General features: G+C 64.8%; 26 protein-coding genes. 15 read left to right on the top strand and 11 right to left on the bottom strand.

The window, feature by feature from the left end:
* From Q8Q83_RS12925 to Q8Q83_RS12900, 6 genes are all read right to left on the bottom strand, one after another.
* Positions 1 to 1,832 (bottom strand): diguanylate cyclase domain-containing protein (locus Q8Q83_RS12925; protein ID WP_305624316.1); only part of this gene is annotated, 1,832 nt, incomplete at its 3' end.
* A 95-nt stretch (positions 1,833 to 1,927) separates the two neighbouring features.
* Positions 1,928 to 2,539, bottom strand: a complete 612-nt coding sequence (locus Q8Q83_RS12920) for a class I SAM-dependent methyltransferase (protein WP_305624314.1) — start codon at positions 2,537 to 2,539, stop codon at positions 1,928 to 1,930.
* Between the two features lie 22 nt (positions 2,540 to 2,561).
* On the bottom strand, positions 2,562 to 2,918 hold the full coding sequence (locus tag Q8Q83_RS12915; protein WP_305624312.1) for a DUF5629 family protein: 357 nt from the start codon (positions 2,916 to 2,918) through the stop codon (positions 2,562 to 2,564).
* A gap of 23 nt (positions 2,919 to 2,941) precedes the next feature.
* Positions 2,942 to 3,583 (bottom strand): oxidoreductase, encoded by a 642-nt coding sequence (locus tag Q8Q83_RS12910; protein WP_305624310.1) that lies wholly within the window; start codon positions 3,581 to 3,583, stop codon positions 2,942 to 2,944.
* A gap of 83 nt (positions 3,584 to 3,666) precedes the next feature.
* Positions 3,667 to 5,394 (bottom strand): C13 family peptidase, encoded by a 1,728-nt coding sequence (locus Q8Q83_RS12905; RefSeq protein ID WP_305624308.1) that lies wholly within the window; start codon positions 5,392 to 5,394, stop codon positions 3,667 to 3,669.
* A 201-nt stretch (positions 5,395 to 5,595) separates the two neighbouring features.
* Positions 5,596 to 6,051 carry a MaoC family dehydratase gene (locus tag Q8Q83_RS12900; RefSeq protein ID WP_305624307.1) on the bottom strand — a complete coding sequence of 152 codons (456 nt, stop codon included), beginning with the start codon at positions 6,049 to 6,051 and terminating at the stop codon, positions 5,596 to 5,598.
* 218 nt (positions 6,052 to 6,269) lie between these two features.
* On the opposite strand from Q8Q83_RS12900, the gene Q8Q83_RS12895 reads away from it, so the two are divergent.
* From Q8Q83_RS12895 to Q8Q83_RS12885, 3 genes are read left to right on the top strand one after another with little or no spacing between them, the layout of a single operon-like run.
* Positions 6,270 to 6,629 carry a CidA/LrgA family protein gene (locus tag Q8Q83_RS12895; RefSeq protein ID WP_305624305.1) on the top strand — a complete coding sequence of 120 codons (360 nt, stop codon included), beginning with the start codon at positions 6,270 to 6,272 and terminating at the stop codon, positions 6,627 to 6,629.
* A gap of 2 nt (positions 6,630 to 6,631) precedes the next feature.
* A complete protein-coding gene (locus Q8Q83_RS12890; protein WP_305624324.1) occupies positions 6,632 to 7,342 on the top strand; it encodes an LrgB family protein in 711 nt (236 codons plus the stop codon).
* Positions 7,343 to 7,352: 10 nt separating this feature from the next.
* A complete protein-coding gene (locus Q8Q83_RS12885) occupies positions 7,353 to 7,946 on the top strand; it encodes an LON peptidase substrate-binding domain-containing protein (protein ID WP_305624303.1) in 594 nt (197 codons plus the stop codon).
* Between the two features lie 182 nt (positions 7,947 to 8,128).
* Here the strand turns inward: Q8Q83_RS12885 and Q8Q83_RS12880 are convergent, their stop codons facing one another.
* Together Q8Q83_RS12880 and Q8Q83_RS12875 are read right to left on the bottom strand one after the other, a co-directional pair.
* Complete coding sequence (locus tag Q8Q83_RS12880; RefSeq protein WP_305624301.1) at positions 8,129 to 9,445, bottom strand: bifunctional DedA family/phosphatase PAP2 family protein; 1,317 nt, start codon at positions 9,443 to 9,445, stop codon at positions 8,129 to 8,131.
* The gene (locus Q8Q83_RS12875; RefSeq protein ID WP_305624299.1) at positions 9,442 to 10,158 is read right to left on the bottom strand and encodes a DNA-3-methyladenine glycosylase; all 717 of its coding nucleotides are present in this window, start codon (positions 10,156 to 10,158) and stop codon (positions 9,442 to 9,444) included. Before Q8Q83_RS12875 ends, Q8Q83_RS12880 begins: the two co-directional genes overlap by 4 nt.
* A 65-nt stretch (positions 10,159 to 10,223) precedes the next feature.
* Between Q8Q83_RS12875 and Q8Q83_RS12870 the strand changes: the two genes are divergently transcribed.
* Positions 10,224 to 11,072, top strand: coding sequence for a class I SAM-dependent methyltransferase (locus Q8Q83_RS12870; protein ID WP_305624297.1), 849 nt, complete (start codon positions 10,224 to 10,226; stop codon positions 11,070 to 11,072).
* Between the two features lie 83 nt (positions 11,073 to 11,155).
* Here the strand turns inward: Q8Q83_RS12870 and Q8Q83_RS12865 are convergent, their stop codons facing one another.
* Entirely contained in the window at positions 11,156 to 12,385 is a 1,230-nt protein-coding gene (locus Q8Q83_RS12865) for an alpha/beta fold hydrolase (protein ID WP_305624295.1), read from the bottom strand.
* A gap of 263 nt (positions 12,386 to 12,648) precedes the next feature.
* Between Q8Q83_RS12865 and Q8Q83_RS12860 the strand changes: the two genes are divergently transcribed.
* From Q8Q83_RS12860 to lipB, 11 genes are all read left to right on the top strand, one after another.
* Positions 12,649 to 13,917 carry a glutamate-5-semialdehyde dehydrogenase gene (locus Q8Q83_RS12860; RefSeq protein ID WP_305624293.1) on the top strand — a complete coding sequence of 423 codons (1,269 nt, stop codon included), beginning with the start codon at positions 12,649 to 12,651 and terminating at the stop codon, positions 13,915 to 13,917.
* A complete protein-coding gene (nadD, locus tag Q8Q83_RS12855; protein WP_305624291.1) occupies positions 13,910 to 14,554 on the top strand; it encodes a nicotinate-nucleotide adenylyltransferase in 645 nt (214 codons plus the stop codon). Before Q8Q83_RS12860 ends, nadD begins: the two co-directional genes overlap by 8 nt.
* Positions 14,555 to 14,591: 37 nt before the next feature.
* The gene (gene rsfS / locus Q8Q83_RS12850; RefSeq protein ID WP_305624322.1) at positions 14,592 to 14,963 is read left to right on the top strand and encodes a ribosome silencing factor; all 372 of its coding nucleotides are present in this window, start codon (positions 14,592 to 14,594) and stop codon (positions 14,961 to 14,963) included.
* A gap of 12 nt (positions 14,964 to 14,975) precedes the next feature.
* A complete protein-coding gene (gene rlmH / locus Q8Q83_RS12845) occupies positions 14,976 to 15,443 on the top strand; it encodes a 23S rRNA (pseudouridine(1915)-N(3))-methyltransferase RlmH (protein WP_305624289.1) in 468 nt (155 codons plus the stop codon).
* Positions 15,444 to 15,456: 13 nt separating this feature from the next.
* Positions 15,457 to 17,352: a penicillin-binding protein 2 gene (gene mrdA, locus Q8Q83_RS12840; protein WP_305624287.1), complete on the top strand. Its 1,896-nt coding sequence runs from the start codon at positions 15,457 to 15,459 to the stop codon at positions 17,350 to 17,352.
* Between the two features lie 31 nt (positions 17,353 to 17,383).
* Positions 17,384 to 18,487, top strand: coding sequence for a rod shape-determining protein RodA (gene rodA, locus Q8Q83_RS12835; RefSeq protein ID WP_305624320.1), 1,104 nt, complete (start codon positions 17,384 to 17,386; stop codon positions 18,485 to 18,487).
* 17 nt (positions 18,488 to 18,504) lie between these two features.
* Positions 18,505 to 19,503, top strand: coding sequence for a lytic murein transglycosylase B (gene mltB, locus Q8Q83_RS12830; protein ID WP_305624318.1), 999 nt, complete (start codon positions 18,505 to 18,507; stop codon positions 19,501 to 19,503).
* On the top strand, positions 19,503 to 20,507 hold the full coding sequence (locus Q8Q83_RS12825; RefSeq protein WP_305624286.1) for a septal ring lytic transglycosylase RlpA family protein: 1,005 nt from the start codon (positions 19,503 to 19,505) through the stop codon (positions 20,505 to 20,507). The genes mltB and Q8Q83_RS12825 overlap by 1 nt, the downstream gene beginning before the upstream one ends.
* A gap of 119 nt (positions 20,508 to 20,626) precedes the next feature.
* Positions 20,627 to 21,802 (top strand): D-alanyl-D-alanine carboxypeptidase family protein, encoded by a 1,176-nt coding sequence (locus Q8Q83_RS12820; protein ID WP_305624285.1) that lies wholly within the window; start codon positions 20,627 to 20,629, stop codon positions 21,800 to 21,802.
* Positions 21,803 to 21,868: 66 nt separating this feature from the next.
* The gene (locus Q8Q83_RS12815) at positions 21,869 to 22,144 is read left to right on the top strand and encodes a DUF493 domain-containing protein (protein WP_305624283.1); all 276 of its coding nucleotides are present in this window, start codon (positions 21,869 to 21,871) and stop codon (positions 22,142 to 22,144) included.
* Positions 22,144 to 22,770, top strand: coding sequence for a lipoyl(octanoyl) transferase LipB (gene lipB / locus Q8Q83_RS12810; protein WP_305624281.1), 627 nt, complete (start codon positions 22,144 to 22,146; stop codon positions 22,768 to 22,770). Before Q8Q83_RS12815 ends, lipB begins: the two co-directional genes overlap by 1 nt.
* A 1-nt stretch (position 22,771) precedes the next feature.
* Here lipB and lipA read toward each other — a convergent pair whose 3' ends face one another.
* Together lipA and Q8Q83_RS12800 are read right to left on the bottom strand one after the other, a co-directional pair.
* Complete coding sequence (gene lipA, locus Q8Q83_RS12805; protein ID WP_305624279.1) at positions 22,772 to 23,824, bottom strand: lipoyl synthase; 1,053 nt, start codon at positions 23,822 to 23,824, stop codon at positions 22,772 to 22,774.
* A gap of 143 nt (positions 23,825 to 23,967) precedes the next feature.
* Entirely contained in the window at positions 23,968 to 25,257 is a 1,290-nt protein-coding gene (locus Q8Q83_RS12800) for a lytic murein transglycosylase (RefSeq protein WP_305624277.1), read from the bottom strand.
* Between the last annotated feature and the right edge of the window lie 54 nt (positions 25,258 to 25,311).

Here is a 25,311-nt window from a genome sequence, read left to right as displayed (position 1 = left end):
CCGTCTTCCACCGCGCCTTTCAGTTCGCTCATCAGCGCCAGGCGCAGCAGGCTGTGGCGGTCCAGTTCCGGGCGGTAGAGGGCATAGGGCGAACGCTGCTGCTTGCCCAGGTACATGGCCACCTCGGCGTGTTGCAGCAGGCTGCCGGCGCTTTCGCCGTGATCGGGGTAGAGGGCGATGCCCAGGGTGGCGTTGAGGGTCATGCTGATGCCGCGCACGGCGAAGGGATCGTGCAGCGCGCCGCGGTAATGCTCGGCGGCGGGTATGACCGCGCCGGGCTGGCAACGGCCGATCAGCAGGGCGAACTCGTCGCCGCCCAGGCGGGCCAGGCTGTCCTGGGCGCGCACATGGCTGTTCAGGCGCTCGGCGACTTGCTGTAACAGCCGGTCGCCCATGTCGTGGCCGAGGGTGTCGTTGAGGTCCTTGAAGTTGTCCAGGTCGATAAACAACAGGGCGCCCTGCTGCAGGCCGCGCGAATGCTTGGCCAGGGCCTGTTGCAGGCGATCGAGCAGCAGGCGGCGGTTGGGCAGGCCGGTGAGGGGGTCGTAGAAGGCCAGTTGGTTGATCTTCTCCAGGTTCTTGTGGTGTTCGGTGATATCGGTGGAGATGCCGCACAGGGCATAGATCTGCCCCTCGGCATTGCGCAGCGGCAACTTGACCGAGAGGAAGGCGTGCTCGGTGCCGCCATCCAGGCCGCGGTTGATTTCCTCGGCTTCCACCCGCTCGCCGAACATCAGCACGCGGCGGTCGTTTTCATGCAGGTTGGTCGCGGTGGTGCTGTCGAAGAACTGCTTGTCGGTCTGGCCTATCACCTGCTCCAGGGGCTGGCCGAACAGCTCGCAGACCTTGCGGTTGGCGTACTGATAGCGCAGCTGTTCGTCCTTGATATAGATATAGGCCTCGACGCTGTCGAGAATGCAGTTCAGGCGTTGTTCGCTGGCTTGCAGGTGGCGGGTTTTCTCGCTGACCTGGCGGCGCAAGAGCAGGGCGCCGGCCAGCGCCATCAGCAGCAGAAAACCGAGGCTGGCCATGCCCCACCAGAAGCTGGCGGGGACCAGCAGCCGGGGCAGCTCACCGCCCCAGCGCTGCAGGGTCTGGTAGTAGTAGGAATCCGGCGCGCTCTGCCAGCCTTGCAGGTGGTTATCGATGGCGGCCAAGAGGTCGGCGTTCTGTCCTTTGCGCGTGGCATAGAACAGCTGCGCCGGCTGAAACATGATGGGGGTACTCTGCAGCTTGTACTGCGGGGCATGAAAGTCACCGAAACGCTGGTTGGCCACCACCGCATCGGCCTGGTTCGCCACGACTTTCTCGAAGCCTTGCTGCAGGCTCGGCACGCCGATCAGTTCGGCGGCCAGGCCAAAACTCTTGAGCAGGTCTTGCAGGTAGCTCTGCTGGATGGAGCCATCGAGTACCGCAATGCGCAGGCCTTTGAGGTCCAGTAGCGAGTCGAGCGTGCTGTCGCCACGGCTGTACAGCTGCGACCAGCTGAACAGCGAGGGCCGCTTATGGAAGTCCAGCGACTGGGCGCGGCTTTCGTTGAACGTCACACCCGGCAGCAAGTCGATTGCACCGCTCTGCGCCAGCTCCAGGCACTGCTGCCAGTTGCAGGGCTCGGGCGTCAGTTGCCAATGCTCCTCGCGGGCGATCTCGTTGAGCAGTTCACCGAGAATGCCGGAGAGCTTGCCATCCTGGCCCAGCACTATTGTCGGTTCGCTGCCATACACCCCGACGCTCACCGAGCGCTGCTGCGCCCAGGCATGGCCGCAGCCTACCCATAGGCCGCACAGGCATAGGATCAGGGCAGTGCTTGCGCGTAACGCCAGGCGCTTCATGGGTGGGCCGGCTTCCGTCCGCTAAGTCCATGAGCTAACAATAGCCAGAATATTCAGGCGCTGCCGGGCGGTAATGGCAATTCGCTATGGGGCGGCTAGTCGGCCCAGCCCTGATAGAGATAGGTCATGGGCCTTGGCCCTTGCAGGTAGCGGTTCTGCAGCTGGCCGATGCGAAAGCCCGCGGTGTCTATCAGGGCGGCTATATCGCGATTGAGGTGGCAGCCGCCGGCCAGGGGTTTCCACAGCGGGGTCAGGCGGTTCTGCCAGCGCAGCACCGACCGCTCGGGTGACTGGCCGTGTTCGCAGAACAGCAGGCGACCGCCGGGTTTCAGCACCCGGCGCATTTCCCGCAGGGCCGCCCCGGCATTCGAGATGGTGCACAGGGTAAAGGTGCAGACGATGCTGTCGAAACTGGCGGCGGGGGCCTGAATCTGCCCCAACTCCAGGGCGATCATCTCGACCGGGATGCCGATGCGCGCGGCGCGCGCCTTGGCCAGTCGCTGCATGGCCGCACTGGGGTCGACGCCGACTATGACGCTGACCTTGGCCGCATCGTAGAACTCAAGATTGAGGCCGCTGCCGATGCCGATCTCCAGCACCCGACCGTGGGCCTGGGGCACCAGTTGCGCGCGGGCCTGCATCACCTCGCCCATGCCGCAGGCGAAGTCGATCAGATGGGGCAGTAGATAGCGGTCGTACCAATCCAAGCGGGTGCCCTCGGCTGGCGCTCTATTCGATGTCGTTAGCGGCGTCGTCCGGCTGCTCGGCGTTGTCGCCGCTGATGGCGGCGAAACACTTGATGCTGTGGCTGCTGTCGGCGCGGGCAATGCTCCAGCTGTCATCTGCCGCGACAAAGTGGGCGGCCAGGACTTGTGCCAGGCTGAAATGCCATTGGCGTCGGGCGCGGCCGTCCATGCACTCGATGCTGAGCAGGGGCTTGCCGGCGTCTTCGGCGCTGGCCGAGCCGGCGTTGTGCCGGGCCAGCAGGTCGTGATCGAGGTTGAATTGCCAGGCATGCAGCGCGTCGATTTCCAGCATGTCGGCGCTGCTCAGGGCCGCGATCAGGTTATCCGTGATGGTGCTCATGAGTTGTCCATATTGATAGGGGGTTAGCGGCCGAGGCGGCGCAGCTGGTGCGACTCGATCACGCGGGTGCCGCGATCTTCTTCCAGGGCCAGGCGCCAGAGTGCGCGGGCCAGGACTGTGGCTTCGATGCCGCGGTACTTGCCCGGAAGCCAGCGCATAAAGGGCGCGACCAGGCGTTCGCCGAGGCGGAACTCCTGGCGCGCCCCGAGCAGCAGGGAGGGCCGCACTATAGTCAGCTGCGGCCAGCCCTGGGCTTTCAGGGCCTGTTCCATTTCACCCTTGACCCGGTTGTAGAACACCGCGGAGTGGGCGTCGGCGCCCAGGGCGCTGATCACCAGCAGATGCCGCGCGCCGAGTTCGCGGGCGCGCTTGGCGAAGGCCAGCACCAGGTCATGGTCGACTGCGCGGAAGGCCTCCTGCGAGCCGGCTTGCTTGATGGTGCTGCCCAGGCAGCAGAAGGCGGTGTCGATGGCGCCGCTGAGTTGAGGCAACAGCGCAAGCAGTTCACCCACCGGGTTGTCCAGGTGCGGGTGGTCGGCCAAGGGCCGGCGGCTGGGCGCCAGCACGCGTGCGACTGTGGGCTCGTTCAGCAGGCGATCCAGCAGGTGTTCGCCGGTCAGGCCGGTGGCGCCGGCGAGAAGGATATGCTGGGGCGTCAAATACATAGTGGTCGGTTCTCCGCTGATATCCATCAGCTTAACAGGCTGTTGGCGACTCGCACTGTGCGTGCCGCCCGCTTTCTTTGCGCTTATCGGCTGGCCGCGGTTTTTTCCTCGGGGCCATTATTCAGGACACGCTCGGCCTGCTGCTCGCGCAATTTACGCCACTGTGCGAGCACCGCTTTGGCCGGCCATATCTGCGGTTCTGAAGCCTCGAAACCGTCGGCCTGTTCGCGTTTGGCAACGCTGGCCTGGGCCAGTTCGAAGGCGCGCTGCAAGTCGTCGGTCTGTTGCAGGGCCTCGGCAAATAGCGCGCGGCCAAAGTAGGTGAAGTCGTTCTCTTCCGAGCAGCCAAAGGACACCCGGTCGGCGCGCGCGGCGGTCATCAGCAGGGTCTTGTCATCCTGCAGCTTGGGGATAAAACCGCCGGAGTAGCAGGCGGAGATCACCAGCACCTTGTGCCTATCCTTGAGCGGCTCGAGCAGCGCGGCCAATTCGCTGGCGGGCAGGTCATTGAGCTGCAGGCGCGGCTGGTCGAGGTTCAGCTCGTGGCTGGCCGAGCCGTGGCTGGTCAGGTAGATAAAGATCAGGTCTTCCGGGCCACTGCGCTCGGCCAGCGCCTGCACCACGCGGGTCAGGCTGGCGCGGGTGGCCAGGGGGCGGTCGGCGAGATGATCGCGGTGGTTGACCAGGGTGATACGGCCGTGGGCGGCGAAGCGCTCGCCGAGCAGGTCGGCGACATAATCGGCTTCGCGCATAAACACGCTCTGTTTGCCATCGCCGGCCAGGGTCAGGGCATACAGCTCGATGGCTGGGGTCGAGGCGGGTAGGGCGGCGATGGCGCTATCGAGCAGCTGGCCCTGTTCCAGCAAACCTTTTTCCAATGTGTCGGGCAGCGCTTGGCCTTGTTCATCGCGGATGCGCTGGCCATTCTGCCAACTGCCCTTTTGCGTGCTGCCGTCGGCCAGGGTCAGGCTGCCTGCGCCGTGGTACTGGTCGTAGACGAAGTGGCCCTGATACAGGCTGCCGTCGGCCAGGCTCAAGCGGCCCTCGCCGTGATAGCTCCAGTCGCTGAACTGGCCGCTGTAGTGGCTGCCGTCGGCAGCCTTGAACTCACCCTTGCCGCTCAGCGCTCCCTCGGCGAATTGACCGTTCCAGACCTCGCCGTCGGCACTTTGGTAGCGCCCCTCACCGTGAAACTGCTGGGCGCGGAAATGGCCGCTATAGAGATCGCCTTTAGGGCTTTTGAAACTGCCCAGGCCATTCAGTTGGCCCTGCTTGAAAGTGCCGGTGAACTGGTTGCCTTCGACGTCGGTCAGCACACCCTGGCCGTCTGGCTCGCCTTTCTTGAATTGGCCCTGAAAGCTGGCGCCGTTGCTCCACTCCAGGTTGCCCAGGCCACTGTAGAGGCCCTTGCTGAACTCGCCGCGATAGACCAGATCGCTGCGCTTGAGGGTGCCTTCGCCGTTCGGCGTGCCTTTGCCAAAGTTGCCCTGGTAGTGGCTGCCGTCGCTGTAGCTAAGGCTGCCTTGACCATGAAAATTGCCGTCCTGGAACTCGCCCTTATAGTGTTCGCCCTGTTCGCTGACCCATTCCCCGTTGCCGTGGAACTGGCCGTCCTTGAATTGCCCCTGGTAATGGCTGCCGTCGCTGTAATCCAGGCGGCCCTGGCCCTGTAGCAGGCCATCGACCACCGCGCCGCGGTAGCGGCCGCCATCGGGCAGTACGGCGTCTGGTGGCAGCAGGGGTTCGCCTTCGCCACAGGCGATCAGCAGCAAGGCGAGGCTCAGCGGAGCCAGGTGGGCGAGGCGGCGCATAACAAGCATCCATACTGTAGGGGTGTTGTCGAGTATGCCTTAAACAACTGCGCCTGCGCTCTAGCCGGGACCATGCAGAAAAAATTGCATGGAGCAATTTTTAACGTCGCGCAGCGACGGCCCGGAGGGTGGCCGCCATGGATGGCAGGCACAAAAAAGCGCGCCATCCGTCGATGGCGCGCCTGGTGACAGCAGAGGGGGTCAGACGAAGCAGAGGGTCAGCGGTTCGGCGATATAGGCCGGTTTTTCCGAGCCTTCGATCTCCAGCACGACTTTGGCCTTGAGTAGCCATTGGCCCGGATTCTTCTCATGGGCATCGGTCAGGCTGACCGCCAGGCGGACCTTGGAGCCGACCTTGACCGGCTGGATAAAGCGCACGCTGTCCAGGCCATAGTTGATGGCCATTTTCAGGCCCTGGGGCATGAGCATGATGCCCTCCATCAGCTTGGGCACCAACGACAGCGAGAGGAAGCCGTGGGCGATGGTGGTGCCGAATGGGGTGAGCTTGGCTTTGACCGGATCGACGTGGATAAATTGATGATCGCCGGTGCATTCGGCGAATTGGTTGATGCGTTCCTGGTCGATGGTCAACCAGTTGGAACGACCGAGTTCTTTGCCAATGTAGCTTTGCAGTTCTGCGACTGGTACTGAGGGCATGGTTTCTCCTTGAAGACGCGGGTTTTGTTTTTTTGCACTGCGTAAATCCTTCTGCCCTAAGATCATCATGGCTTCGGCTTAGGGTCAAGTCTTGCGTGGTACTGCGGCGAACTCGCGATAAAATCGGTGCAACCGCTGTAAACCGGCGTTAGCGGGGCTTGGCGGCTTATACTGTCAGGCATTCCACCTGGGATCATACGATTTGGAGATTGCCCATCATGCTGCTACGCGGCCTTTCCTGGCTGGTGCTCTGTCAGTTGCTCGGCACCGTCATCAATGTGCTGGTGCTGCCGATGCTGCCGGGGCCGATCATCGGCATGCTGCTGTTATTCGTCTTTCTGCTGCTGCGCGGCGAAGTGGGTGAGCCGCTGCACCTGGCCTCCCGCAGCCTGCTGAAATACCTGCCCCTGCTGCTGGTGCCGCCGGCGGTGGGGGTGATGGTGTATGCCGAGGCGATAGCCGCGGACTTCTGGGCGGTGGCCGGCGCTTTGCTGCTGTCGCTGCTGCTGTCGATCCTCTTCGCCGGCTGGTTGATGCAGAAGTTGATCGAGCGCCAGCAACGCCGGGAGGCGCCATGACTCTGGAGTGGCACGCCGCCTGGCAAGCCTTGATCCATCATCCGCTGTTCGGCGTGGGCATCACCCTGGGCGCCTACCAGCTGGCCATCGCCGCCTATGAGAAAAGCCGTTGGGTGTTCCTCCAGCCGGTGCTGCTGTCGATGCTGACGGTGATCGGCATTCTGCTGGCCTGCGGCCTGACCTTCGCCGAGTACAAGGACAGTGCCGTCGCCCTGAGCCTGTTTCTCGGCCCTGCTACAGTGGCCCTGGCGGTGCCGCTGTTTCTCAACCTGCGGCGGATTCGCCAGCTGTTCTGGCCGACCCTGATCACCCTGCTGCTGGCCGGGGTGTTCGCCACTGTTCTGGGGGTGACATTGGCCTGGGGCCTGGGGGCCGAACAGATCATGCTGATGAGCATGGCGCCCAAGTCGGTGACCTCGCCTATCGCCATGCTGGTGGCCAATCAGATTGGCGGCATCGCTTCCCTGGCCGCGGTCTTCGTGATGATCACCGGGGTCATCGGCGCTATCGTCGGGCCGTCCCTGCTCAAACGCTGTGGCGTGCGGCACCCGGCCGCCCTGGGCATGGCCCTGGGTTTGACCGCGCATGCCGTGGGCACCGCGCGGGCCTTGCAGGAAGGCGAGGAGTGTGGGGCCTTCGCCGCCCTGGCGATGAGCCTGATGGGCATGTTCACTGCGGTCTTGCTGCCGTTGGCGATTCTGTTACTGCGTTGAGGAGGCCGCCATGACGTTACCTTTGTTTCCCCTCAATACCGTGCTGTTCCCCGGCTGCACCCTGGATCTGCAGATTTTCGAGGCACGCTACCTGGACATGATCAGCCGCTGCATGAAGCATGGCGAAGGCTTCGGCGTGGTGTGCATAGTCGAGGGCGAGGAAGTGGGGGCGGCGGCCGAACAGTTTGCCGCCATCGGCTGCGAGGCGCTGATTCGCGATTTCCAGCAGCGGCCCAATGGCCTGCTGGGGATTCGCGTCGAGGGCGGGCGGCGCTTCCGGGTGCGCAGTGCCGAGCTTATGCGCGACCAACTGGCGGTCGCCGAAGTCGACTGGCTGGAGGATGAGGTCGAGCAACCCTTATTGGACGAACATGCGGACCTGGCCGCCTTGCTCAATGCCCTGAGCGCGCACCCCATGGTGGCTGCGCTGGATATGCAGGCCGAGCCGACCGGGCAGGCGGCGCTGGCCAACCAGCTGGCCTACCTGTTGCCGCTGGCGGCCGAGCATAAGCTGCAATTGCTGGCGCTGGACCAGCCGCAGCAGCGCCTCGACCTGCTGCATGAGCTGCTCGAACAGCTGCAGGGCCAGGCCGGCGGCGCTTAACAGGTTGTTTTTAATGGCTATGCCCAAATTACCTGTTGTGCCCAGAACGTAGCCCGGATGCAATCAGGGAGCGGATTTGCAGGGGATAGAGTTCCCCGGATTTCATCCGGGCTACAAAAAATGCCGTTCACTTGGCTTAAGTGAACGGCATTAGGCCGCGTAGGTCGTTGTGCAACGGCCTGTTAATAGCGATAGAGCAACTGCGCGGCGGACCAGTGCCAGATGGCGATGCCGCCGAGCAGCGCCAGGATGGCCGGCAGCAGCAACCACCAGATCCTGGCCGACAAGGCCGACAGTGGCGAGCGCCATTGCACCAGGGTCAGGCTCAGGGCGCAGATACAGGCCGCCAGCACGGCCCCGGCAATGATGTCGCTGGGCCAATGCGCGCCCAGATAGACCCGTGAACCGGCGATAGCCGCGGCCGGCAAGCCGCCCAGCAGCAGCCAGGTCAGGCGCATGCGCGGCGGTTGGCCGCGGCCGGCCAGCAGCGCCAACACCAGGCACAGGGCGAAGGCCGCCGAGCTATGGCCGCTGGGAAAGCTGAAGCTGTCCAGCGGCTCGAGCAAGACCTGCGGGCGGGTGCGGGCGAACAGGTTTTTCAGTGCGTCATTGGCCAGCGCCGTTCCCAACAGGGCCATGCCGGCGAAACTCGCCATCCGCCACTGCCGGGTGGCCAGCAGCACCAGGCACAGCAGTACGCCCGCGGCCAATTGGGTCTGGAAGTCGCCGAGGCGGGTGACCAGCACCATCAGGCTGTCGAGGCTGGCGCTGCGTTGCTCCTGGATAAGCGCCAGTAGGCCCTGATCGAGTTGGGTCAACTGTGGCCAGCTGTACATCAGGCCGATCAACAGGGCCAGGCTCAAACCGGCGGCGAGCAGGCTGGCATGGCGCTGTCCGCGCAGGCTGCCGTGGGCGCTCACGAGCAGGGCCAGGGCCAGCCCGGCGGCGAGCGCACCGGCCTGCGGCCAGAAGCCTGGCGGCAGCGGCAGGCGTAGCGCGGCGCCGGTGGCCCAGCCGGGCAGCATATAGGCGATGGCCCAGCCGGCAGCAGCCAGCATGCTGACCGCGATAAAGCGCCCGAGCGGCATATTCAGCATGCCGGCGACCATCGGCAGCATGGGCCGCAGCGGGCCTATATAACGGCCCACCAGCAGGCTGGCGACACCAAAGCGCTGAAAATAGTTTTCTGCCGCGGCCAGCCATTGCGGGTGTTGGCGCAGCCCCGGCAGGCGCCGAATATCCTGATGGAAATAGCGTCCTGCGGTGTAGGACAGGGCATCGCCCAGCAGCCCGCCGAAGTAGGCCAGGGCCAGGGTTTCCCACAGCGTCAGGGCACCGTTGCCGGCCAGCACGCCGACGGCGAACAGGATAATGGTGCCTGGCACTATGATCCCGGCAATCGCCAGGCACTCGATGCAGGCGATCAGGAAAATCGCCAAGCCCAGCCATTGCGGGTTGGCGCTGAGCCACAGGGTCAAACTGTCGAGCCACTGGCTCATAGGTGCTTATCCTCGGAGGTTAGTAGGTGGAAATGCTGGCCGGCGATCTGCCCGCGGCGCAGTGGGTTGCGTGTGCAGTAAGGGGCAAAGGCTGCGTCGACGAAACGGTAAGGCAGCTGTTCATCGCGTCCCAGGGGAATCCCCAGGCGGGTGCACTGCAGCACCTGCTCGGGGCGTTCGCCGACATCCTCGACAAACAGGCGCTGGGCGTCGAAACGCTGGCCGTCCCAGTCCGGCACCTTCAGGCCGAGGGCCTTGCACAGCAGGGTCTGCCCGGCGCACAGCCGTTGCGCCGGGCGCGCCCGGCCCTGGGCGTCGGGGTTGTTGGCCTGCATCTGCGCCAGGCTGGCCGGCCCCGAATACTGGTCCAGCCAGGTGTGGGCGGACTTGATCAGCACCGCATTGCCCGGGCCAAAGGCGCTGAAGTTCAGCGAGTCACCGCCGCGGGCGTAATACATATAGATATGCCCGCCATCCTGAAACAGCGCGCGGCGCTTATGGGTGTAGCCCAGGGAGGCGTGGCTGCCTTTTTCCGCACAGTAATAGGCTTCGGTTTCGATGATGCGGGCGCTTAGCCACAGCTCGCCGTATTTGTGCCTGATCACCTTGCCGAGCAGTTCGCGGGCGAGCAGGCGCGCGTCGCGGTCGAAGAAGCTATCCGCCAGGGCGCGGCCTTGTGGCCAGGGCAAACTAAGGTTGGGTTCGACAGGCATCCGGTGTCACTGGTTGGCGGCAGGGCATAGGCTGGGCGGCGATCATAACAATAAGAGCCCGCCTTATGTCTGCACGTGCCAGCAGTGCCCATATCAGCCCCAGCGCCCATTACACCGGCTATGTCTGGTATCGCCATCGGCTGGCCGAGCCGGCCTTCGTCACCGGCTTCGGGCGCTTGGTGCATGGCCTGCTCAGCCCCATTGCCTGGGGCGCGCGGGTCGGCTTCGGCCTGGATATCGAGCAGTTCCTGCTGCAGCGGCACTTGCAGATAGATGCGCAGCTGACCGCCGCCATCGAGCGGGGCGGCGTCTGTCAGGTGGTGGAGATCGCCTGCGGCCTGTCGCCGCGCGGTCGGCGGTTTAGCCAGCGCTACCCGCAGTTGCGCTACCTGGAGGCCGATCTGCCGTTGATGGCCGCGCGCAAGCGTCTGCTGCTGGGCGGCCAGGGCTGGCTGGGCAGTCGCCATAGGGTGCGCGCGGTGGACATTCTCGCCGAAGACGGCGCCGCAAGCCTGGCGGCCCTGTTTGCCGAGCTGGATCGGCGCAAGCCGCTGGTGGTGATCACCGAAGGGTTGGTGAACTACTTCGAGCTGGCGCTGATCGAGTCGTTCTGGACTCGCCTGGCCGACCAGTTGCGTCAGTTCCCCAGTGCCACCTACCTGACCGAACTGTACCCGGACCTGCGCGAGCATCCGCGTTATCGCCAGTTGCGCTGGGGCGTCGGCTTGATCGGCCGGCTGACTCGCGGCAGCTATCCACTGCACTATCGCGACGATCAGGCGATAGAGTTGGGCTTCAAAAACTGTGGTTTCCGCGAGGTCGCGGTGTTGGACCCCAGCCGGGCCAGCCAGGCCCTAGGCCTGGCCCCCTGCAACAGCGCCGGCCTGGTGCGGGTGATCGAGGCCCGGGTGTAGGCGCGGCCAGCGTCAGAATGTAGGGTGGGGCGCATGGCAGGGTGGTGTCGGTTTGCAAAGAGTCTGTTGCGCCGTAACCCGCCCTACGCGCACGCGGCCGTGGGCAGCTCATTCTGCTGGAACTGCATGGCCAGGGCCTGGCTGGCCAGCTGGTCGCTGTGCGGGAAGACAAAGGCCAGGCCGTCGGCGTCATGCCGCAGCGGCAGCAGGGGTTGTGGCGGCAGGTCCTTGCACAGCAGTTGCCAGCCGCGCGCGGGTTTGCTCTGCGGTAGCTCGACCGTTAAGAGCCCGCCGAAGAAGCCCAGTTCGCGGAGTTCCACCGTCCACTCGCCGCCATCCCTATGGCGCAGGCGCGCCTGGCGCTGGCTGGGCGGCAGGCGCGGTTCGTGGCGTTTTTCCAGCTGCAGCAGTTGGCTGGGCGCCAGCAGACTGCTGCCCGGGTGGCGTGGTGGCAGGGCCGCGCCGCGCAGGAAGGGGTTGTACAGGCCGGCGCAGGCCTCGCGTCGTTCGAATTGGGCCAGGTGATCGGCGTTGTGGATCAGCGCGCAGCTGGCGTTGGCGCAGGCCGCGGCGAACTGCGCATGTTCCCAGGGTTGGGTGAAATGATCGTGCTCGCCGGCCAGCACCAGGGTCGGGCAGCCGGGGTGCCGGCTGAAACCCTGAAAATCCAACAGGCGCTGGCTGTTCTGCCGGTAGCGCTCCACCTCGCCGGGTGACAGGCGCTGGATCTGCCGCAGCAATGCTTTGCGAAATACCGGGGAAACCCCGGTCTGCTGCAGGCGCAGGGGGTTGAGTAAGCCGGTCAGGGCACCGTGGGCAAAGGCTTCTGTACTGCCTTCCGCCAGCAGCGCCAGGCCTTCCTGCAGCAACAGGCGCGCGCCGGGCCGGCCGAAGGCGGTGATCCCGGCCAGCAGCAGGCGGGTGCAGCGCTGCGGATGGCGGGCGGCGAACAGCGCGGCCAGGGCCGAGCCGTAGGACAGGCCGATCGGCAGCAGCGCGGGCAGGCGCAGCTCCTGGGCAAAGGCGGCGATCAGGTCGGCCAGTTGTTCCAGTCCCAGCTCCGGCGCCAGTTGCAGATTGCCGCCCTGGCTGGGCAGGTCCAGCAGTATCACCGGGTGTTCGCCGAGCAGTTCGCTGACCTCGCCGGCAAAGGAGCGAAAACTCTGGAAGGCGCCGCCGAGCAGCAGCACCGGGGCGCGGGGATCATCGCTGCGCCTGGCGTAGGCCTGGTAATGCAGGCGCCAGTTGCCGAGCTGCAGCACCTCGGGGGCCTCGTTGAGCAGCGCGGCGCTGTAATCGGTACGGTATCGCATGGTCACCTACCCGGCGGTGGGCCGCCTGTTCTTGTTTCAGGCTGCAAGGTAAACATTCGTGGCGTTTTTGTTTACCTAACCTTCGGGCGGGCGTGGGGCGCAGATGTCACTGTTTCGTAGCACCTCCCGCAGGCCCTGGTCTGGCCGCGTTACCGGCGCCTGCGGCGAACGCCTTGTTTACCGTCCACCCAGCACTGCTGGGCGTGAGGCGGCGCGACCGTTATACTCAGCGACTTTTTCCAACCGCCAGACCTGCCAAGACCATGACTGAGTCCGTGCTCGACTATATGACCCGCCTGGGACAGGCCGCCCGCCAGGCTTCGCGCGTGCTGGCCGGGGCCAGTACCGCCCAGAAGAACCGTGCCCTGCAGGCCGCCGCGGCCGCGCTGGACGCGGCCCGCAGCGAACTGAGCGCCGCCAATGAACTGGACCTGGCCGCGGGTCGCGCCAGCGGTCTGGAACCGGCCCTGCTCGACCGTCTGGCCCTGACCCCGGCGCGTATCGACGGCATGATCGAAGGCCTGCGCCAGGTCGCCAACCTGCCCGATCCGGTCGGGGCGATCCGTGACATGAGCTACCGTCCGTCTGGAATTCAGGTCGGCAAGATGCGCGTACCCCTGGGCGTGATCGGCATCATCTACGAGTCGCGGCCCAACGTGACCATAGACGCCGCCAGCCTGTGCCTGAAGTCCGGCAACGCCACCATACTGCGTGGCGGCTCGGAGGCGATTCATTCCAACCGCGCCATCGCCCTCTGCATCCAGCGCGGCCTGGCCGATGCCGGCCTACCGGCCGCCGCCGTGCAAGTGGTGGAAACCACCGACCGCGCCGCCGTCGGCGCGCTGATCAGCATGCCGGAATTCGTCGACGTCATAGTGCCGCGCGGCGGCAAGGGCCTGATCGAGCGCATCAGCAAGGATGCGCGGGTGCCGGTGATCAAGCATCTGGACGGCATCTGCCACGTCTATGTCGACGCCCATGCCGATCTGGCCAAGGCCCAGGCCATCGCCTTCAACGCCAAGACCTACCGCTACGGCATCTGCGGGGCGATGGAAACCCTGCTGGTCGATCAGGCGGTGGCGGCGGCGTTCCTGCCGGCCATGGCCGAGCAGTTGCGCGCCAAGGGCGTCGAGCTGCGCGGTTGCCCACGCACCTGCGCCTTGATCGAGGCCAAGCCTGCGACCGAAGAGGATTGGCACACCGAATACCTGGCGGCGATCCTGTCGATTCGCGTGGTCGATGGCCTGGAGCAGGCGATCGAACATATCAATCACTACGGCTCGCACCACACCGACTCGATAGTCACCGAGCATCAGGGCCAGGCCCGGCGTTTCCTCGCCGAGGTGGACTCCAGCTCGGTGATGCTGAATACCCCGACCTGCTTCGCCGACGGCTTCGAGTACGGCCTGGGCGCGGAGATCGGCATTTCCACCGACAAGCTGCACGCCCGCGGCCCGGTGGGCCTGGAAGGCCTGACCTGCGAGAAGTATGTGGTGATAGGTGACGGCCAACTGCGCGGGCAGAATGGCTAAGCGTATCGGCATCCTCGGCGGCACCTTCGATCCGGTGCATATCGGCCATCTGCGCAGCGCTCTGGAAGTCGCCGAGTCGCTGGGGCTCGACGAGTTGCGCCTGATCCCCAGCGCGCGGCCGCCGCATCGCGGCGAGCCGCAGGTGCGCGCCGCCGATCGCCTGGCCATGGCCGAGCAGGCGGTCGCGGGGATGGCGTTATTGCAGGTGGATGATCGCGAACTCAAGCGCGATAAGCCGTCCTACAGCATCGACACCCTGGAGTCGTTGCGCGCCGAACTGGCGGCGGACGACCAGTTGTTTTTACTGCTGGGCTGGGATGCCTTTTGCGGGCTGCCCAGTTGGCACCGCTGGCAGGAGCTGTTGCAGCACTGTCATATCCTGGTGCTGCAGCGCCCGGATGCCGACAGCGAGGCGCCGGAAGCCCTGCAGAACCTGCTGGCGGCGCGCAGCATCAGCGATCCGCTGAGCCTGAGCGGGCCCAGCGGGCAGATTTCCTTTATCTGGCAGACGCCCCTGGCGGTGTCCGCCAGCCAGATCCGCGCCTTGCTGGCGAATGGACAATCGGTGCGTTTTCTGGTGCCCGACGCGGTACTGGCTTATATCCATGCCCACGGACTCTACCGTGGCGCAAATTGAACACGAGGCAAACGAGTTACTTATGACAAAGGCAAAAATGTTGAGCGAAGATCTGGTCAAGCTGGCCATCGCCGCTCTGGAAGACATCAAGGCGCAGGACATCACCACCATCGATGTGCGCGGCAAGACCAGCATCACCGACTTTATGGTGATCGCCAGCGGCACCTCCAGCCGTCACGTCAAGTCGCTGGTCGACAACGTGCTGGAGAAGGTCAAGGAGAAAGGCGTGCGCCCCCTGGGCAGCGAAGGCCTGGACAGCGGCGAGTGGGCCCTGCTCGACCTCGGCGACATAGTGGTGCACGTGATGCTGCCGACCGCCCGCCAGTTCTATGACCTCGAGCGGCTGTGGCAGGGCGCCGAGCAGAGCCGCGCCCTGCACGCCCCCGAGCAAGGTCCGGAGCAGCACTAAGGGCGTTCGTCTGTGCGTATCAAATTGATCGCCGTTGGCTCGCGGATGCCGCGCTGGGTGGAGGACGGTTGGCAGGAATACGCCAAGCGCATGCCGTCCGAACTGGCGTTGGAGTTGGTGGAAATTCCCCTGACCACCCGCGGCAAGAATGCCGATGTGGCGCGGATGATCCGCCAGGAAGGCGAAGCCATGCTGGCCAAGGTTGCGCCCGGGGAGCGCATAGTCACCCTGGAAGTCGAAGGGCGGCCCTGGAGCACCGAGCAGTTGGCGGTCGAGTTGGACAAATGGCGCCTGGATGCGCGCACCGTCAACCTGATGGTCGGCGGCCCGGAAGGGCTGGCGCCGGAAGTGCAGGCGCGCAGCGAGCAGCGTTGGTCGCTGTCGCCCTTGACCCTGCCGCACCCGCTGGTGCGGATTCTGATCGGCGAACAGATTTATCGTGCCTGGACAGTCTTGTCCGGTCACCCTTACCACAAGTAACCAGCAGCCACCGATGCCGCAGCCCATTCGCCTGAAAGACCACGAAAAAGATGGCCGCCTGATTCGCCAGCGCGCGGTCGTCGGCGCCGTGGCCGTGGTGCTGCTGACCGTTGCGCTGATCGCGCGCCTGTATTACCTGCAGGTGGTGCAGTACGAGCACCACACGACGCTGGCGGAGAACAACCGCATCCACGTGCAGCCGATTCCGCCGACCCGTGGGCTGATCTTCGACCGCAACGGGGTGATCATCGCCGACAACCGGCCGAGCTTCAGCCTGACCCTGACCCGCGAGCGCGCCGGCGATTGGGCGCAGGTGCTGGACGTGGTGGTCGAGGTGCTGGGGCTGGGGCCGGATGAGCGCGCGCTGTTCGAACGCCGGGTGCGTCAGGGGCGGCGCCCCTTCGAGCCGGTGCCGGTATTGTTCGAGCTGACCGAGGAGCAGATCGCCCGGATCGCGATCAACCAGTTCCGTCTGCCCGGGGTGGAAGTGTCGGCGCAACTGGTGCGCTACTACCCCCACGGCGAGCATTTCGCCCACTCGGTGGGCTATGTCGGGCGGATCAATGAGAAGGAGTTGAAGTCGCTCGATCCGGTCGACTACAGCGGTACCCACCATATCGGCAAGACCGGCATCGAGCGCTTCTACGAGAACGAGCTGCACGGCGAGGTGGGCTACGAAGAGGTCGAGACCAATGCCCGCGGCCGCGTGTTGCGGGTGCTCAAACGCACCGACCCGCTGCCGGGCAAGGATGTGGTGCTGAGCCTGGATGTACGTTTGCAGCAAGCCGCCGAGGTGGCCCTGGCCGGGCGCCGCGGCGCCATAGTGGCGATCCAGCCGCAGACCGGTGAAGTGCTGGCCATGGTCAGTCAGCCGAGCTTCGACCCCAACCCTTTCGTCACCGGCATCAGCTTCAAAGCCTATGCCGATTTGCGCGACTCCATCGACCGGCCGCTGTACAACCGCGTGCTGCGCGGCCTGTATCCGCCCGGCTCGACCATCAAGCCGATGATGGCGGTGTCCGGTCTGGATGCCGGGGTGGTGACGCCGCAGACCCGGGTGTTCGATCCGGGCTTCTATCAGCTGCCCACCCACAGCCACAAATACCGCAACTGGAACCGCAGCGGCGATGGCTGGGTGGATATGGACCTGGCCATCATGCGTTCCAATGACACCTACTTTTACGCGCTGGCGCACAAGATGGGCATCGACCGCATGCATGACTATATGACGCGCTTCGGCCTCGGCCAGCGGGTGTCCCTGGACATGTTCGAGGAAACCACCGGGCTGATGCCGTCCCGCGAGTGGAAGCGGGCGCGCTATCGCCAGGCCTGGTATCCGGGGGAGACCCTGATTCTCGGCATCGGCCAGGGCTATATGCAGACCACGCCGCTGCAACTGGCCCAGGCGGTGACGCTGATGGCCACCCGCGGCAAGTGGATTCGCCCGCACCTGGCCAAGAGCATCCAGGGCGCGCCGCCGGTCGACAGCGCTCCGCTGCCCGATATAGTGCTGCGTGATCCGTCTTTCTGGGACAGCGGCCGGCACGGCATGGAGCAGGTGATGCACGGTCCCCGTGGCACCGCGCGCAAGGTGGGCGACACGGCGCTGTACCGGATCGCCGGCAAGAGCGGCACGGCGCAGGTGGTGGCGATCAAGCAAGGGGAAAAATACGACCGCAGCAAGGTCCAGGAGCGTCACCGCGACCATGCCCTGTTCGTCGCCTTCGCCCCGGTCGACAAGCCGCAGATCGCCGTGGCGGTGATGGTCGAGAATGGCGAGTCCGGCTCCGGGGTTGCCGCCCCCGTGGTCAAGCAGGTGATGGACGCCTGGTTGCTGGACGAGCAGGGCCAGCTGAAAGCCGAGTTTGCCCCGCCCGTGGCTGCCGAGGTACCGCGCCATGCACAGTAATTTCGACCGTACCCTGTCCAACGAGGATCTGCTGCGCCGCCGCGCAACCCTGCTGCAGCGCCTGCATGTCGACGGCGTGCTGCTGCTGTTGCTGCTGGTCCTGGCGAGCGGCAGCCTGTTTATCCTGTATTCCGCCAGTGGCAAGAACCTCGACCTGCTGCTCAAGCAGGCCAGTTCCTTCGGTATCGGCCTGGTCGGCATGTTTATCATCGCCCAGTTCGAACCGCGTTTTATGGCGCGCTGGGTGCCGTTGGCCTATGTGATTGGCGTGGGCTTGCTGGTGGCGGTGGACGTCATGGGGCATAACGCCATGGGCGCCACGCGCTGGATCAATATTCCCGGGGTGATCCGCTTCCAGCCCTCCGAGTTTATGAAGATCATCATGCCGGCCACCATCGCCTGGTACCTGGCCAAGCGCACGCTGCCGCCACGCTTCAAGCATATAGTCGTCAGCCTGGGGCTGATCGTCGTGCCCTTCGCCTTGATCCTGTTGCAGCCGGACCTGGGCACCTCGCTGCTGATCATCACCTCCGGGTTTTTTGTGCTGTTTATCGCCGGCCTGCAGTGGCGCTGGATTCTCAGTGCGGTGGCGGCCGTGGTGCCTGTCGCCATCGGCATGTGGTTCTTCGTGTTGCGCGAGTACCAGAAGCAGCGGGTGCTGACCTTCCTCAACCCGGAAAGCGATCCGCTGGGCAGTGGCTGGAACATCATTCAGTCGAAGGCGGCCATCGGCTCGGGCGGCGTCTGGGGCAAGGGCTGGCTGCTCGGCACCCAGTCGCACCTGGACTTTTTGCCGGAAAGCCACACGGACTTTATCATCGCCGTGCTGGCCGAGGAGTTCGGCCTGGTCGGGGTGTGTTTGCTGCTGCTGGTGTATCTGCTGTTAATCGCCCGCGGCCTGGTGATTACCGTGCAAGCGCAGACGCTGTTCGGTAAGCTTCTCGCCGGCGCGTTAACCATGACCTTCTTCGTTTATGTCTTCGTCAATATTGGTATGGTCAGCGGCCTGTTGCCGGTGGTGGGCGTGCCACTGCCCTTTATCAGCTATGGCGGCACTTCGCTGATCACCTTGCTGGCAGGATTTGGAATTTTGATGTCGGTCCACACCCACCGTAAGTGGATGACACAGGCTTGATTGGGATTATGAATTCAATGCAAAAGATGCGCGCTTGGCTTGTCCGCACTGCTTTCCTGGCTGGGGCGCTGGCCATGCAGCCCGCGCTCGCCGGGGACTATCAGCAGTCGCCGCTGGTGGCCGAGTTCGTCGCCGAAATGACCCGCGATTACGGCTTCGCCGGTGAGCAGCTGATCGACTGGTTCGCCGAGGTCGAGCGCAAGCAGGCGATCCTCGATGCCATCTCGCGCCCGGCGGAGAAGGTCAAACCCTGGAAGGACTACCGGCCGATCTTTATCACCGATGCGCGCATCAGCCGCGGTGTGGATTTCTGGCAGCAGCACGCAGCGACCCTGGCCCGCGCCGAGGCCGAGTACGGGGTGCCGGCCCAGGTGATAGTGGCGATCATCGGTGTGGAGACCTTCTACGGTGGCAACACCGGCAGTTACCGGGTGCTGGACGCGCTCTCGACCCTGGCCTTCGACTATCCGCCGCGGGCGCCCTTCTTTCGCAAGGAGTTGCGCGAGTTCCTGATGCTGGCCCGGGAGGAACAGGTCGATCCGCTGACCCTCACCGGCTCTTACGCCGGGGCCATGGGCCTGCCGCAGTTTATGCCGAGCAGCTTCCGCGCCTACGCGGTGGACTTCGACGGCGATGGTCATATCAATATCTGGAACAACCCGGTGGATGCCATCGGCAGCGTCGCCAGCTACTTCCAGCGCCACGGCTGGCAGCCGGGGCAGCCGGTCGCCAGCGCCGCCAGCGTCCGGGGCGAACAGGCCGAGCAGGGCCTGACCGTCGGCCTGGATCCGCTGAAGAATGTCGGCGAACTGCGTGCCCTGGGTTGGTCGAGCGCCGATGCGCTCAGCGCGGACTTGCCGGTGACCGCCTTCCGCCTGGAGGGCGCGGACGGCGACGAGTACTGGATGGGCCTGCCGAACTTCTCCGTGATCACCCGCTACAATCGCAGTGTGATGTATGCCATGGCGGTGAATCAGCTGGCCGAGTTGCTGGTTGAAGCGCGGGGTAATAATTGATGTCGAACGCATCCTTCAAGCTGGCGGGCTTGGCCGGCCTGGCGCTGATCCTGGCCAGCTGCTCGGCCAGCCGTGCACCGCAGCCGGTGGCCCCAGTGCAGCCGGGCGGCGCGATTTCCGGGCCTGGGCAATACAGCCCGCCGCATAGAGATGGCGCGCCCTGGTGGGACGTCGACGTGTCGAAGATTCCCGATGCCGTGCCGATGCCGCATTACGGCGCGGTCAAGGCCAGCCCTTACTCGGTGTTCGGTAAACAGTACTACCCGATTCCCGATGCGCGGCGCTATCAGGCGATCGGCCCGGCGTCCTGGTACGGCACCAAGTTCCATGGCCAGGCCACGGCCAACGGCGAAACCTATGACCTCTATGGCATGACCGCCGCGCACAAGACCCTGCCGCTGCCCAGCTACGTGCGGGTGACCAACCTGGACAACGGCAAGAGCGCGATCCTGCGGGTCAATGACCGCGGGCCCTTCTATTCCGACCGTATCATCGATCTGTCTTTCGCCGCGGCGAAGAAGCTCGGCTATGCCGAAAGCGGCACCGCGCGGGTCAAGGTCGAGGGCATCGATCCTCACGAATGGTGGGCCCAGCAGGGCCGGCCGGTGCCCCTGGTTCTGGCCGCGCCGCAGCCAGTGGCGCAGGTCAAGACGGTCGCGCAACCGGTCGCGCAGCCCATCGAGCAGTATTCGCCGCCCGTGCAACAGCATGCCGCCGCGGTGCTCCCCGTGCAGATCGACGCAAAAAAAAACGCTTCAGTCGCAGCCTCTGGCCTGTATCTCCAAGTGGCCGCCTTCGCCAATCCGGACGCTGCGGAGCTACTCAAGGCCAAGTTGAGCGAGACGGTGGCTGCGCCGGTGTTCATCAGCTCAGTGGCGCGCAACCAACAGATTCTGCACCGCGTGCGTCTGGGGCCGGTGAACAGTCAGAGCGAGGCTGAGCAGCTGCAAGACAGCGTACGCTTGGCCAATCTCGGCCAGCCGACCCTGGTACGGGCCGAGTAGGGCGGCACTTATTAAGCCTTAACTGGACTAATCACTGACTTACAGCCGGCGCCTTGCCGTCGGCGGTAGAAAATTTGCCCGTTGGGGCCTGTTCGACCATTAGCCATCTAGAGAGACGGATGAATATCACCAGCTTTGCGCAACGCGTTTGCATGTCACTTTTTCTCCTCAGCGCTCCAGCCGCCTGGGCCGATCAGCCAGCGATTCCGGCGCCACCGCAACTGGCCGCCAAGTCCTATGTGTTGCTGGATGCCGCCGGCGGCAAAGTGCTGGTGGAAAACAACAGCGACCAGCGCCTGCCGCCTGCCAGCCTGACCAAGCTGATGACCGCCTATATCGCCACCCTGGAGATCCGCAAGGGCAAGATCGGCGAGCAGGACCTGGTCACCGTCAGCGAGCACGCCTGGCGTACCGGTGGTGCAGCGTCCGGTGGTTCCACCATGTTCCTGCCGCTGAACAGCCAGGTGAAGGTGGACGATCTGCTGCACGGCATCATCATCCAGTCCGGCAACGACGCCAGCATTGCCCTGGCCGAGTACATCGCCGGCAGCGAGGACGCCTTCGCCGACATGATGAACGAGACCGCCGAGAAGCTGGGCATGCAGAATTCCCACTTTATGAACGCCACCGGTCTGCCGCATCCGGAGCACTACTCCAGTGCCCACGACATGGCGATTCTGGCTCGCGCCATCATCAACGAGGACGCGCAACACTACGCGATCTACTCGCAGAAGGAGTTCTTCTGGAACAACATCAAGCAGGGCAACCGCAACCTGCTGCTGTGGCGCGACAAGACGGTCGACGGCCTGAAGACCGGTCACACCGAAGAAGCCGGTTTCTGCCTGGTGGCCTCGGCCGTGCGTGAAGGTGCCCGGATGATCACCGCGGTGTTCGGTACCGACAGCGAGTCGGCCCGCGCCGCGGAAACCCAGAAGCTGCTGACCTACGGTTTCCGCTTCTTCGAAAACCGCACCTTCTACAAGAAGGGCCAGGAATTGACCCAGGCGCAGGTGTGGAAGGGTGCCGTTCGTCAGCTCAAGGCTGGCTTGGCGGAAGACCTGAGCCTGACGTTGCCGAAGGGCCAGTTGGATAAACTGCAGGCCGGCATGACCCTCAACCCGCAGCTTATCGCGCCTATCGCCCAGGGCGACGTGATCGGCAAGGTCGAGGTCAAACTGGGTGAGGAGGTGGTGCACAGCGCCGACCTGATCGCCCTGGAAGCTGTCGAAGAGGGTAGTTTCTTCCGTAGACTGTGGGATAGCATCAGCTTGTTCTTCTACGGATTGTTCAACTGATAATTTGCCTGGACGCCCCTATCCGGGGCGTTCTGTTTTGGAAAGGGTCAAAAGCCCAACGACGCCATGACTGATACCGACGTTCAAGCCCCGAAAATCGAATTCCCCTGCGCCGATTACCCGATCAAGGTGGTCGGCGATAGCGGTGCCAATTACAAAGACACTGTGATCGAAATCCTCAGCAAGTATGCCAAGGTCGATCTCAATACTCTGGCCGAGCGCCAGAGCAGTAATGGCAAGTACACCACCGTGCAGCTGCACATCGAGGCAACCGGTGAAGACCAGCTGCGCGATATCAATAGCGCCTTGCGCGCTACCGGTATCGTGCATATGGTGCTTTAGTGGCGCCTGCGTTGCGGGTGCGCCACCTCGGCCTGGTGGACTACCTGCCGACCCTGGAGGCGATGCGCCGCCTGACCGCCGAGCGCGACGAACACACGCCTGACGAAATCTGGCTGCTGCAGCATCCCCGGGTGTTCACCCAGGGCCAGGCCGGCAAGGCCGAGCACCTGCTGGCACCGGGGGATATCCCGGTGATCCAGGTCGAACGTGGCGGCCAAGTCACCTACCACGGCCCAGGCCAGCTGGTGGCCTACCTGCTGTTGGATCTGCGTCGCCTGGGTCTGGGCGTGCGCGAGCTGGTCAGCGCCATGGAGCAGAGTCTGGTCGAGGTGCTGGCCGGCTACGGCATCGAGGCCGCGCCCAAGGCTGATGCCCCCGGCGTCTACGTCAAGGGCGAGAAGATCGCCTCGCTGGGGCTGCGGGTCAGCCGCGGCTGCTCGTTCCACGGTCTGGCGTTCAATGTGGACATGGACATGGCGCCCTTCCTGCGCATCAACCCTTGTGGCTATGCCGGGCTGAAGATGGTGCAGCTCAGGGATCTGCTGCAGACGCCGCCGGCGCTCGACGAGGTGGAACAGCGCCTGGAGCAGGCGCTGCGCCGGCATTTGGGGTACGTGCCGGCCTGATTCAGTTCAGGTTGAGGGTCGGAATCAGGCTGGCATCGACCGGCTGGCCCGGCACAGGCACTGGTGCCGCCAGGCCCAGGTTGTTCTTCTCGAACACCCGGTCGGCGCGGTAGCTGGAGCGCACCAGCGGGCCGGCGGCGACTTCCATAAAGCCCTTGTCCAGGCCGATATCGCGGAAACGGTTGAACTCTTCCGGACTGACCCAGCGTTTGACCGTCAGGTGGTTGCGGGTCGGCTGCAGGTACTGGCCGAGGGTGAGGATGTCCACGCCGATGGCGCGCAGGTCATCCATGGTCTGCAGGACTTCCTCGTCGCTTTCGCCCAGGCCCAGCATCAGGCTGGTCTTGGTCAGCACGTCCGGGCGATGGCGCTTGGCGTGTTCGAGCGCACGCAGGGTCTTTTCGTAGCCGGCGCGGGGGTCGCGTACTTCATGGGTCAGGCGCTTGACCGTCTCGACGTTCTGCGCGAAGACCTCCAGGCCGGAATCCACCACGCGCTCGATGGCCAGCAGGTCGCCGTCGAAGTCCGGAGTCAGGGCCTCCACCACCACCTGCGGGGTGCGTTCCTTGATGGCGCGCACGCAGGCGGCGTAGTGAGCGGCGCCGCCGTCGGCCAGATCGTCGCGGTCCACCGAGGTCAGGACGATATAGCGCAGCGCCATCAGCTCCACCGACTTGGCGGTGTTCTGCGGCTCCTCCTGATCCAGCCAGCCGTTGGGGTTGCCGGTATCCACCGCGCAGAAGCGGCAGGCGCGGGTGCATACCGAGCCCATCAGCATGATGGTGGCGGTGCCGTTGGACCAGCATTCGCCCATGTTCGGGCAGTGGGATTCCTGGCACACGGTGCTCAGGCGGTGTTCGCTGACATTGCGTTTGACTGCTTCGAAGCGGCTGCCGCCGGGAGCCTTGACCCGCAGCCACTTGGGCTTGGGTTCGAACACCTGGGGTTCGCTTGAGGCGCGGCGCTTCTGACCGTCCTTGATCGCGGTGATGCCTTGAGTGGTGCGGAATTTGTCGCCGCTGGCAACGGTTTTGGGCGGGGAGGTATCGGACATCGGCAATCTGGGCTCCGTGGACGAGGCGGCTTGTGGCCGCCGCGCAGTTTATCACAGAAGCTGACTGTGCAGTCCGTTGAGCGCCGTGCGGTCCAGGCTGGCTGTTGGGGGGTAGACGCGCAGCGTCGGCGCTGCGCCCACAGTTATCTGAGCTGCTGCAGCAGCTCATGGCTGGGGTAGCCGTCGGCCGGCAGGCCCAGGCTCTGCTGGAAGGCGCGCACGGCCTTGCGCGTATTGGCGCCGATAATGCCGTCGGCCGGACCCGGCTGGTAGCCTTTGCTGGCCAGCAGTTCTTGCAGCTCGATACGCTCGCTGCGACCCAACTGGCGATCATCGCGCGGCCAGGCGGCCTGCACGCCGGCGTTGCCGTCGAGGGCGTCGGAGAGCAGGCCGATGGCCAGGGCGTAGGCGGTGGAGTTGTTGTACTTGAGGATGCTGCGGAAGTTATTCAGCAGTAAGAAGGCTGGACCGCGATGGCCCGCCGGCAGAAACAGCGTGGCTTGGCTTTGTTCATGAGCATCAACCGTTTCCAGCGAATTGACCCCCAGGGCGCGCCATTGCGCCAGGCTGCGGCGAACTTCCGGGTCGGCCAGGGCGTAATCGAAGCCCTGCGGCAGGCTTACCTCGAATCCCCAGGGCTGGCCATTTTCCCAGCCCGAGGCCTGCAAGTAGTGGGCGGCGGAGGCCAGGGCGTCGGGGGCGGAGTGCCACAGGTCACGGCGGCCGTCGCCATCGAAGTCCACCGCGTGCTGGTTGAAGGTGGTCGGCATAAATTGGGTCTGCCCCATGGCCCCGGCCCAGGAGCCGATCAGGCCCTGCACGGAGTTATCGCCCGCCTGCAGTATCTGCAGCGCCGCCAGCAGTTGGCTGCGCCAGAACGCCTGGCGGCGGCCGTCGTAGGCCAGGGTGGCCAGCGAGCGGATCACGTTGTGCTCGCCGATATTGCTGCCGAAGTTGCTTTCCAGGCCCCAGATGGCGATCAGGACTTCGTGGTCGACGGCATAGGTGCTGCGAATGGCTTTGAGCGTTGGCCGGTGCTGCGCCTTGAGCAAGCGCCCCTGGGCCACACGGGTCACGGAAAGCGCGCCATCGATATAGTCCCAAATCGGGCGGGTGAACTCCGGTTGGCTGCTATCGGCGGCGATCACCTTGGGGTCCAGGCTGATGCCGGCGAAGGCACGGTCGAACAGCTCGGCATCGATGCCCGCGGCTATGGCGTCGCTGCGCAGCAGGCCGCGCCATTCCTCGAAGCTCAGTAGCGGGCTGGCGACTGCAACGACTGCGGTGACTGCCGGGCTGGCGGCTGGCGCGGCTGGTGCGGTTGTAGGAGCGCTCGCCAGGGATTGCGCGGGGGCTTCGGCGCAGGCGGTCAGCAGCAGGAGAATGCAGGCTGTGGCGGTGTGGAGCAGGCCACGAAAAAGCAGGTAAGGCATGGTGGTCTCGGCACATTTTGCAGGCCGCTACCTTAGCACGATTGAGGCGCTAGG

Source organism: Pseudomonas sp., from assembly GCF_030696055.1.
Taxonomy (GTDB): domain Bacteria; phylum Pseudomonadota; class Gammaproteobacteria; order Pseudomonadales; family Pseudomonadaceae; genus Aquipseudomonas.
Note: the sequence above shows the minus strand (reverse complement) of the source record. Positions and strands in the feature narration are given on the sequence as shown.

What these genes read in the sequence shown, in the direction of transcription:
- Q8Q83_RS12915 (WP_305624312.1), bottom strand. Translation starts at nt 2,918, where the DNA reads ATGAGCACCATCACGGATAACCTGATCGCGGCCCTGAGCAGCGCCGAC.
- Q8Q83_RS12910 (WP_305624310.1), bottom strand. Translation starts at nt 3,583, where the DNA reads ATGTATTTGACGCCCCAGCATATCCTTCTCGCCGGCGCCACCGGCCTG.
- Q8Q83_RS12905 (WP_305624308.1), bottom strand. Translation starts at nt 5,394, where the DNA reads ATGCGCCGCCTCGCCCACCTGGCTCCGCTGAGCCTCGCCTTGCTGCTG.
- Q8Q83_RS12900 (WP_305624307.1), bottom strand. Translation starts at nt 6,051, where the DNA reads ATGCCCTCAGTACCAGTCGCAGAACTGCAAAGCTACATTGGCAAAGAA.
- Q8Q83_RS12895 (WP_305624305.1), top strand. Translation starts at nt 6,270, where the DNA reads ATGCTGCTACGCGGCCTTTCCTGGCTGGTGCTCTGTCAGTTGCTCGGC.
- Q8Q83_RS12885 (WP_305624303.1), top strand. Translation starts at nt 7,353, where the DNA reads ATGACGTTACCTTTGTTTCCCCTCAATACCGTGCTGTTCCCCGGCTGC.
- Q8Q83_RS12880 (WP_305624301.1), bottom strand. Translation starts at nt 9,445, where the DNA reads ATGAGCCAGTGGCTCGACAGTTTGACCCTGTGGCTCAGCGCCAACCCG.
- Q8Q83_RS12875 (WP_305624299.1), bottom strand. Translation starts at nt 10,158, where the DNA reads ATGCCTGTCGAACCCAACCTTAGTTTGCCCTGGCCACAAGGCCGCGCC.
- Q8Q83_RS12870 (WP_305624297.1), top strand. Translation starts at nt 10,224, where the DNA reads ATGTCTGCACGTGCCAGCAGTGCCCATATCAGCCCCAGCGCCCATTAC.
- Q8Q83_RS12865 (WP_305624295.1), bottom strand. Translation starts at nt 12,385, where the DNA reads ATGCGATACCGTACCGATTACAGCGCCGCGCTGCTCAACGAGGCCCCC.
- Q8Q83_RS12860 (WP_305624293.1), top strand. Translation starts at nt 12,649, where the DNA reads ATGACTGAGTCCGTGCTCGACTATATGACCCGCCTGGGACAGGCCGCC.
- nadD (WP_305624291.1), top strand. Translation starts at nt 13,910, where the DNA reads ATGGCTAAGCGTATCGGCATCCTCGGCGGCACCTTCGATCCGGTGCAT.
- rsfS (WP_305624322.1), top strand. Translation starts at nt 14,592, where the DNA reads ATGTTGAGCGAAGATCTGGTCAAGCTGGCCATCGCCGCTCTGGAAGAC.
- mrdA (WP_305624287.1), top strand. Translation starts at nt 15,457, where the DNA reads ATGCCGCAGCCCATTCGCCTGAAAGACCACGAAAAAGATGGCCGCCTG.
- mltB (WP_305624318.1), top strand. Translation starts at nt 18,505, where the DNA reads ATGCAAAAGATGCGCGCTTGGCTTGTCCGCACTGCTTTCCTGGCTGGG.
- Q8Q83_RS12825 (WP_305624286.1), top strand. Translation starts at nt 19,503, where the DNA reads ATGTCGAACGCATCCTTCAAGCTGGCGGGCTTGGCCGGCCTGGCGCTG.
- Q8Q83_RS12820 (WP_305624285.1), top strand. Translation starts at nt 20,627, where the DNA reads ATGAATATCACCAGCTTTGCGCAACGCGTTTGCATGTCACTTTTTCTC.
- Q8Q83_RS12815 (WP_305624283.1), top strand. Translation starts at nt 21,869, where the DNA reads ATGACTGATACCGACGTTCAAGCCCCGAAAATCGAATTCCCCTGCGCC.
- lipA (WP_305624279.1), bottom strand. Translation starts at nt 23,824, where the DNA reads ATGTCCGATACCTCCCCGCCCAAAACCGTTGCCAGCGGCGACAAATTC.
- Q8Q83_RS12800 (WP_305624277.1), bottom strand. Translation starts at nt 25,257, where the DNA reads ATGCCTTACCTGCTTTTTCGTGGCCTGCTCCACACCGCCACAGCCTGC.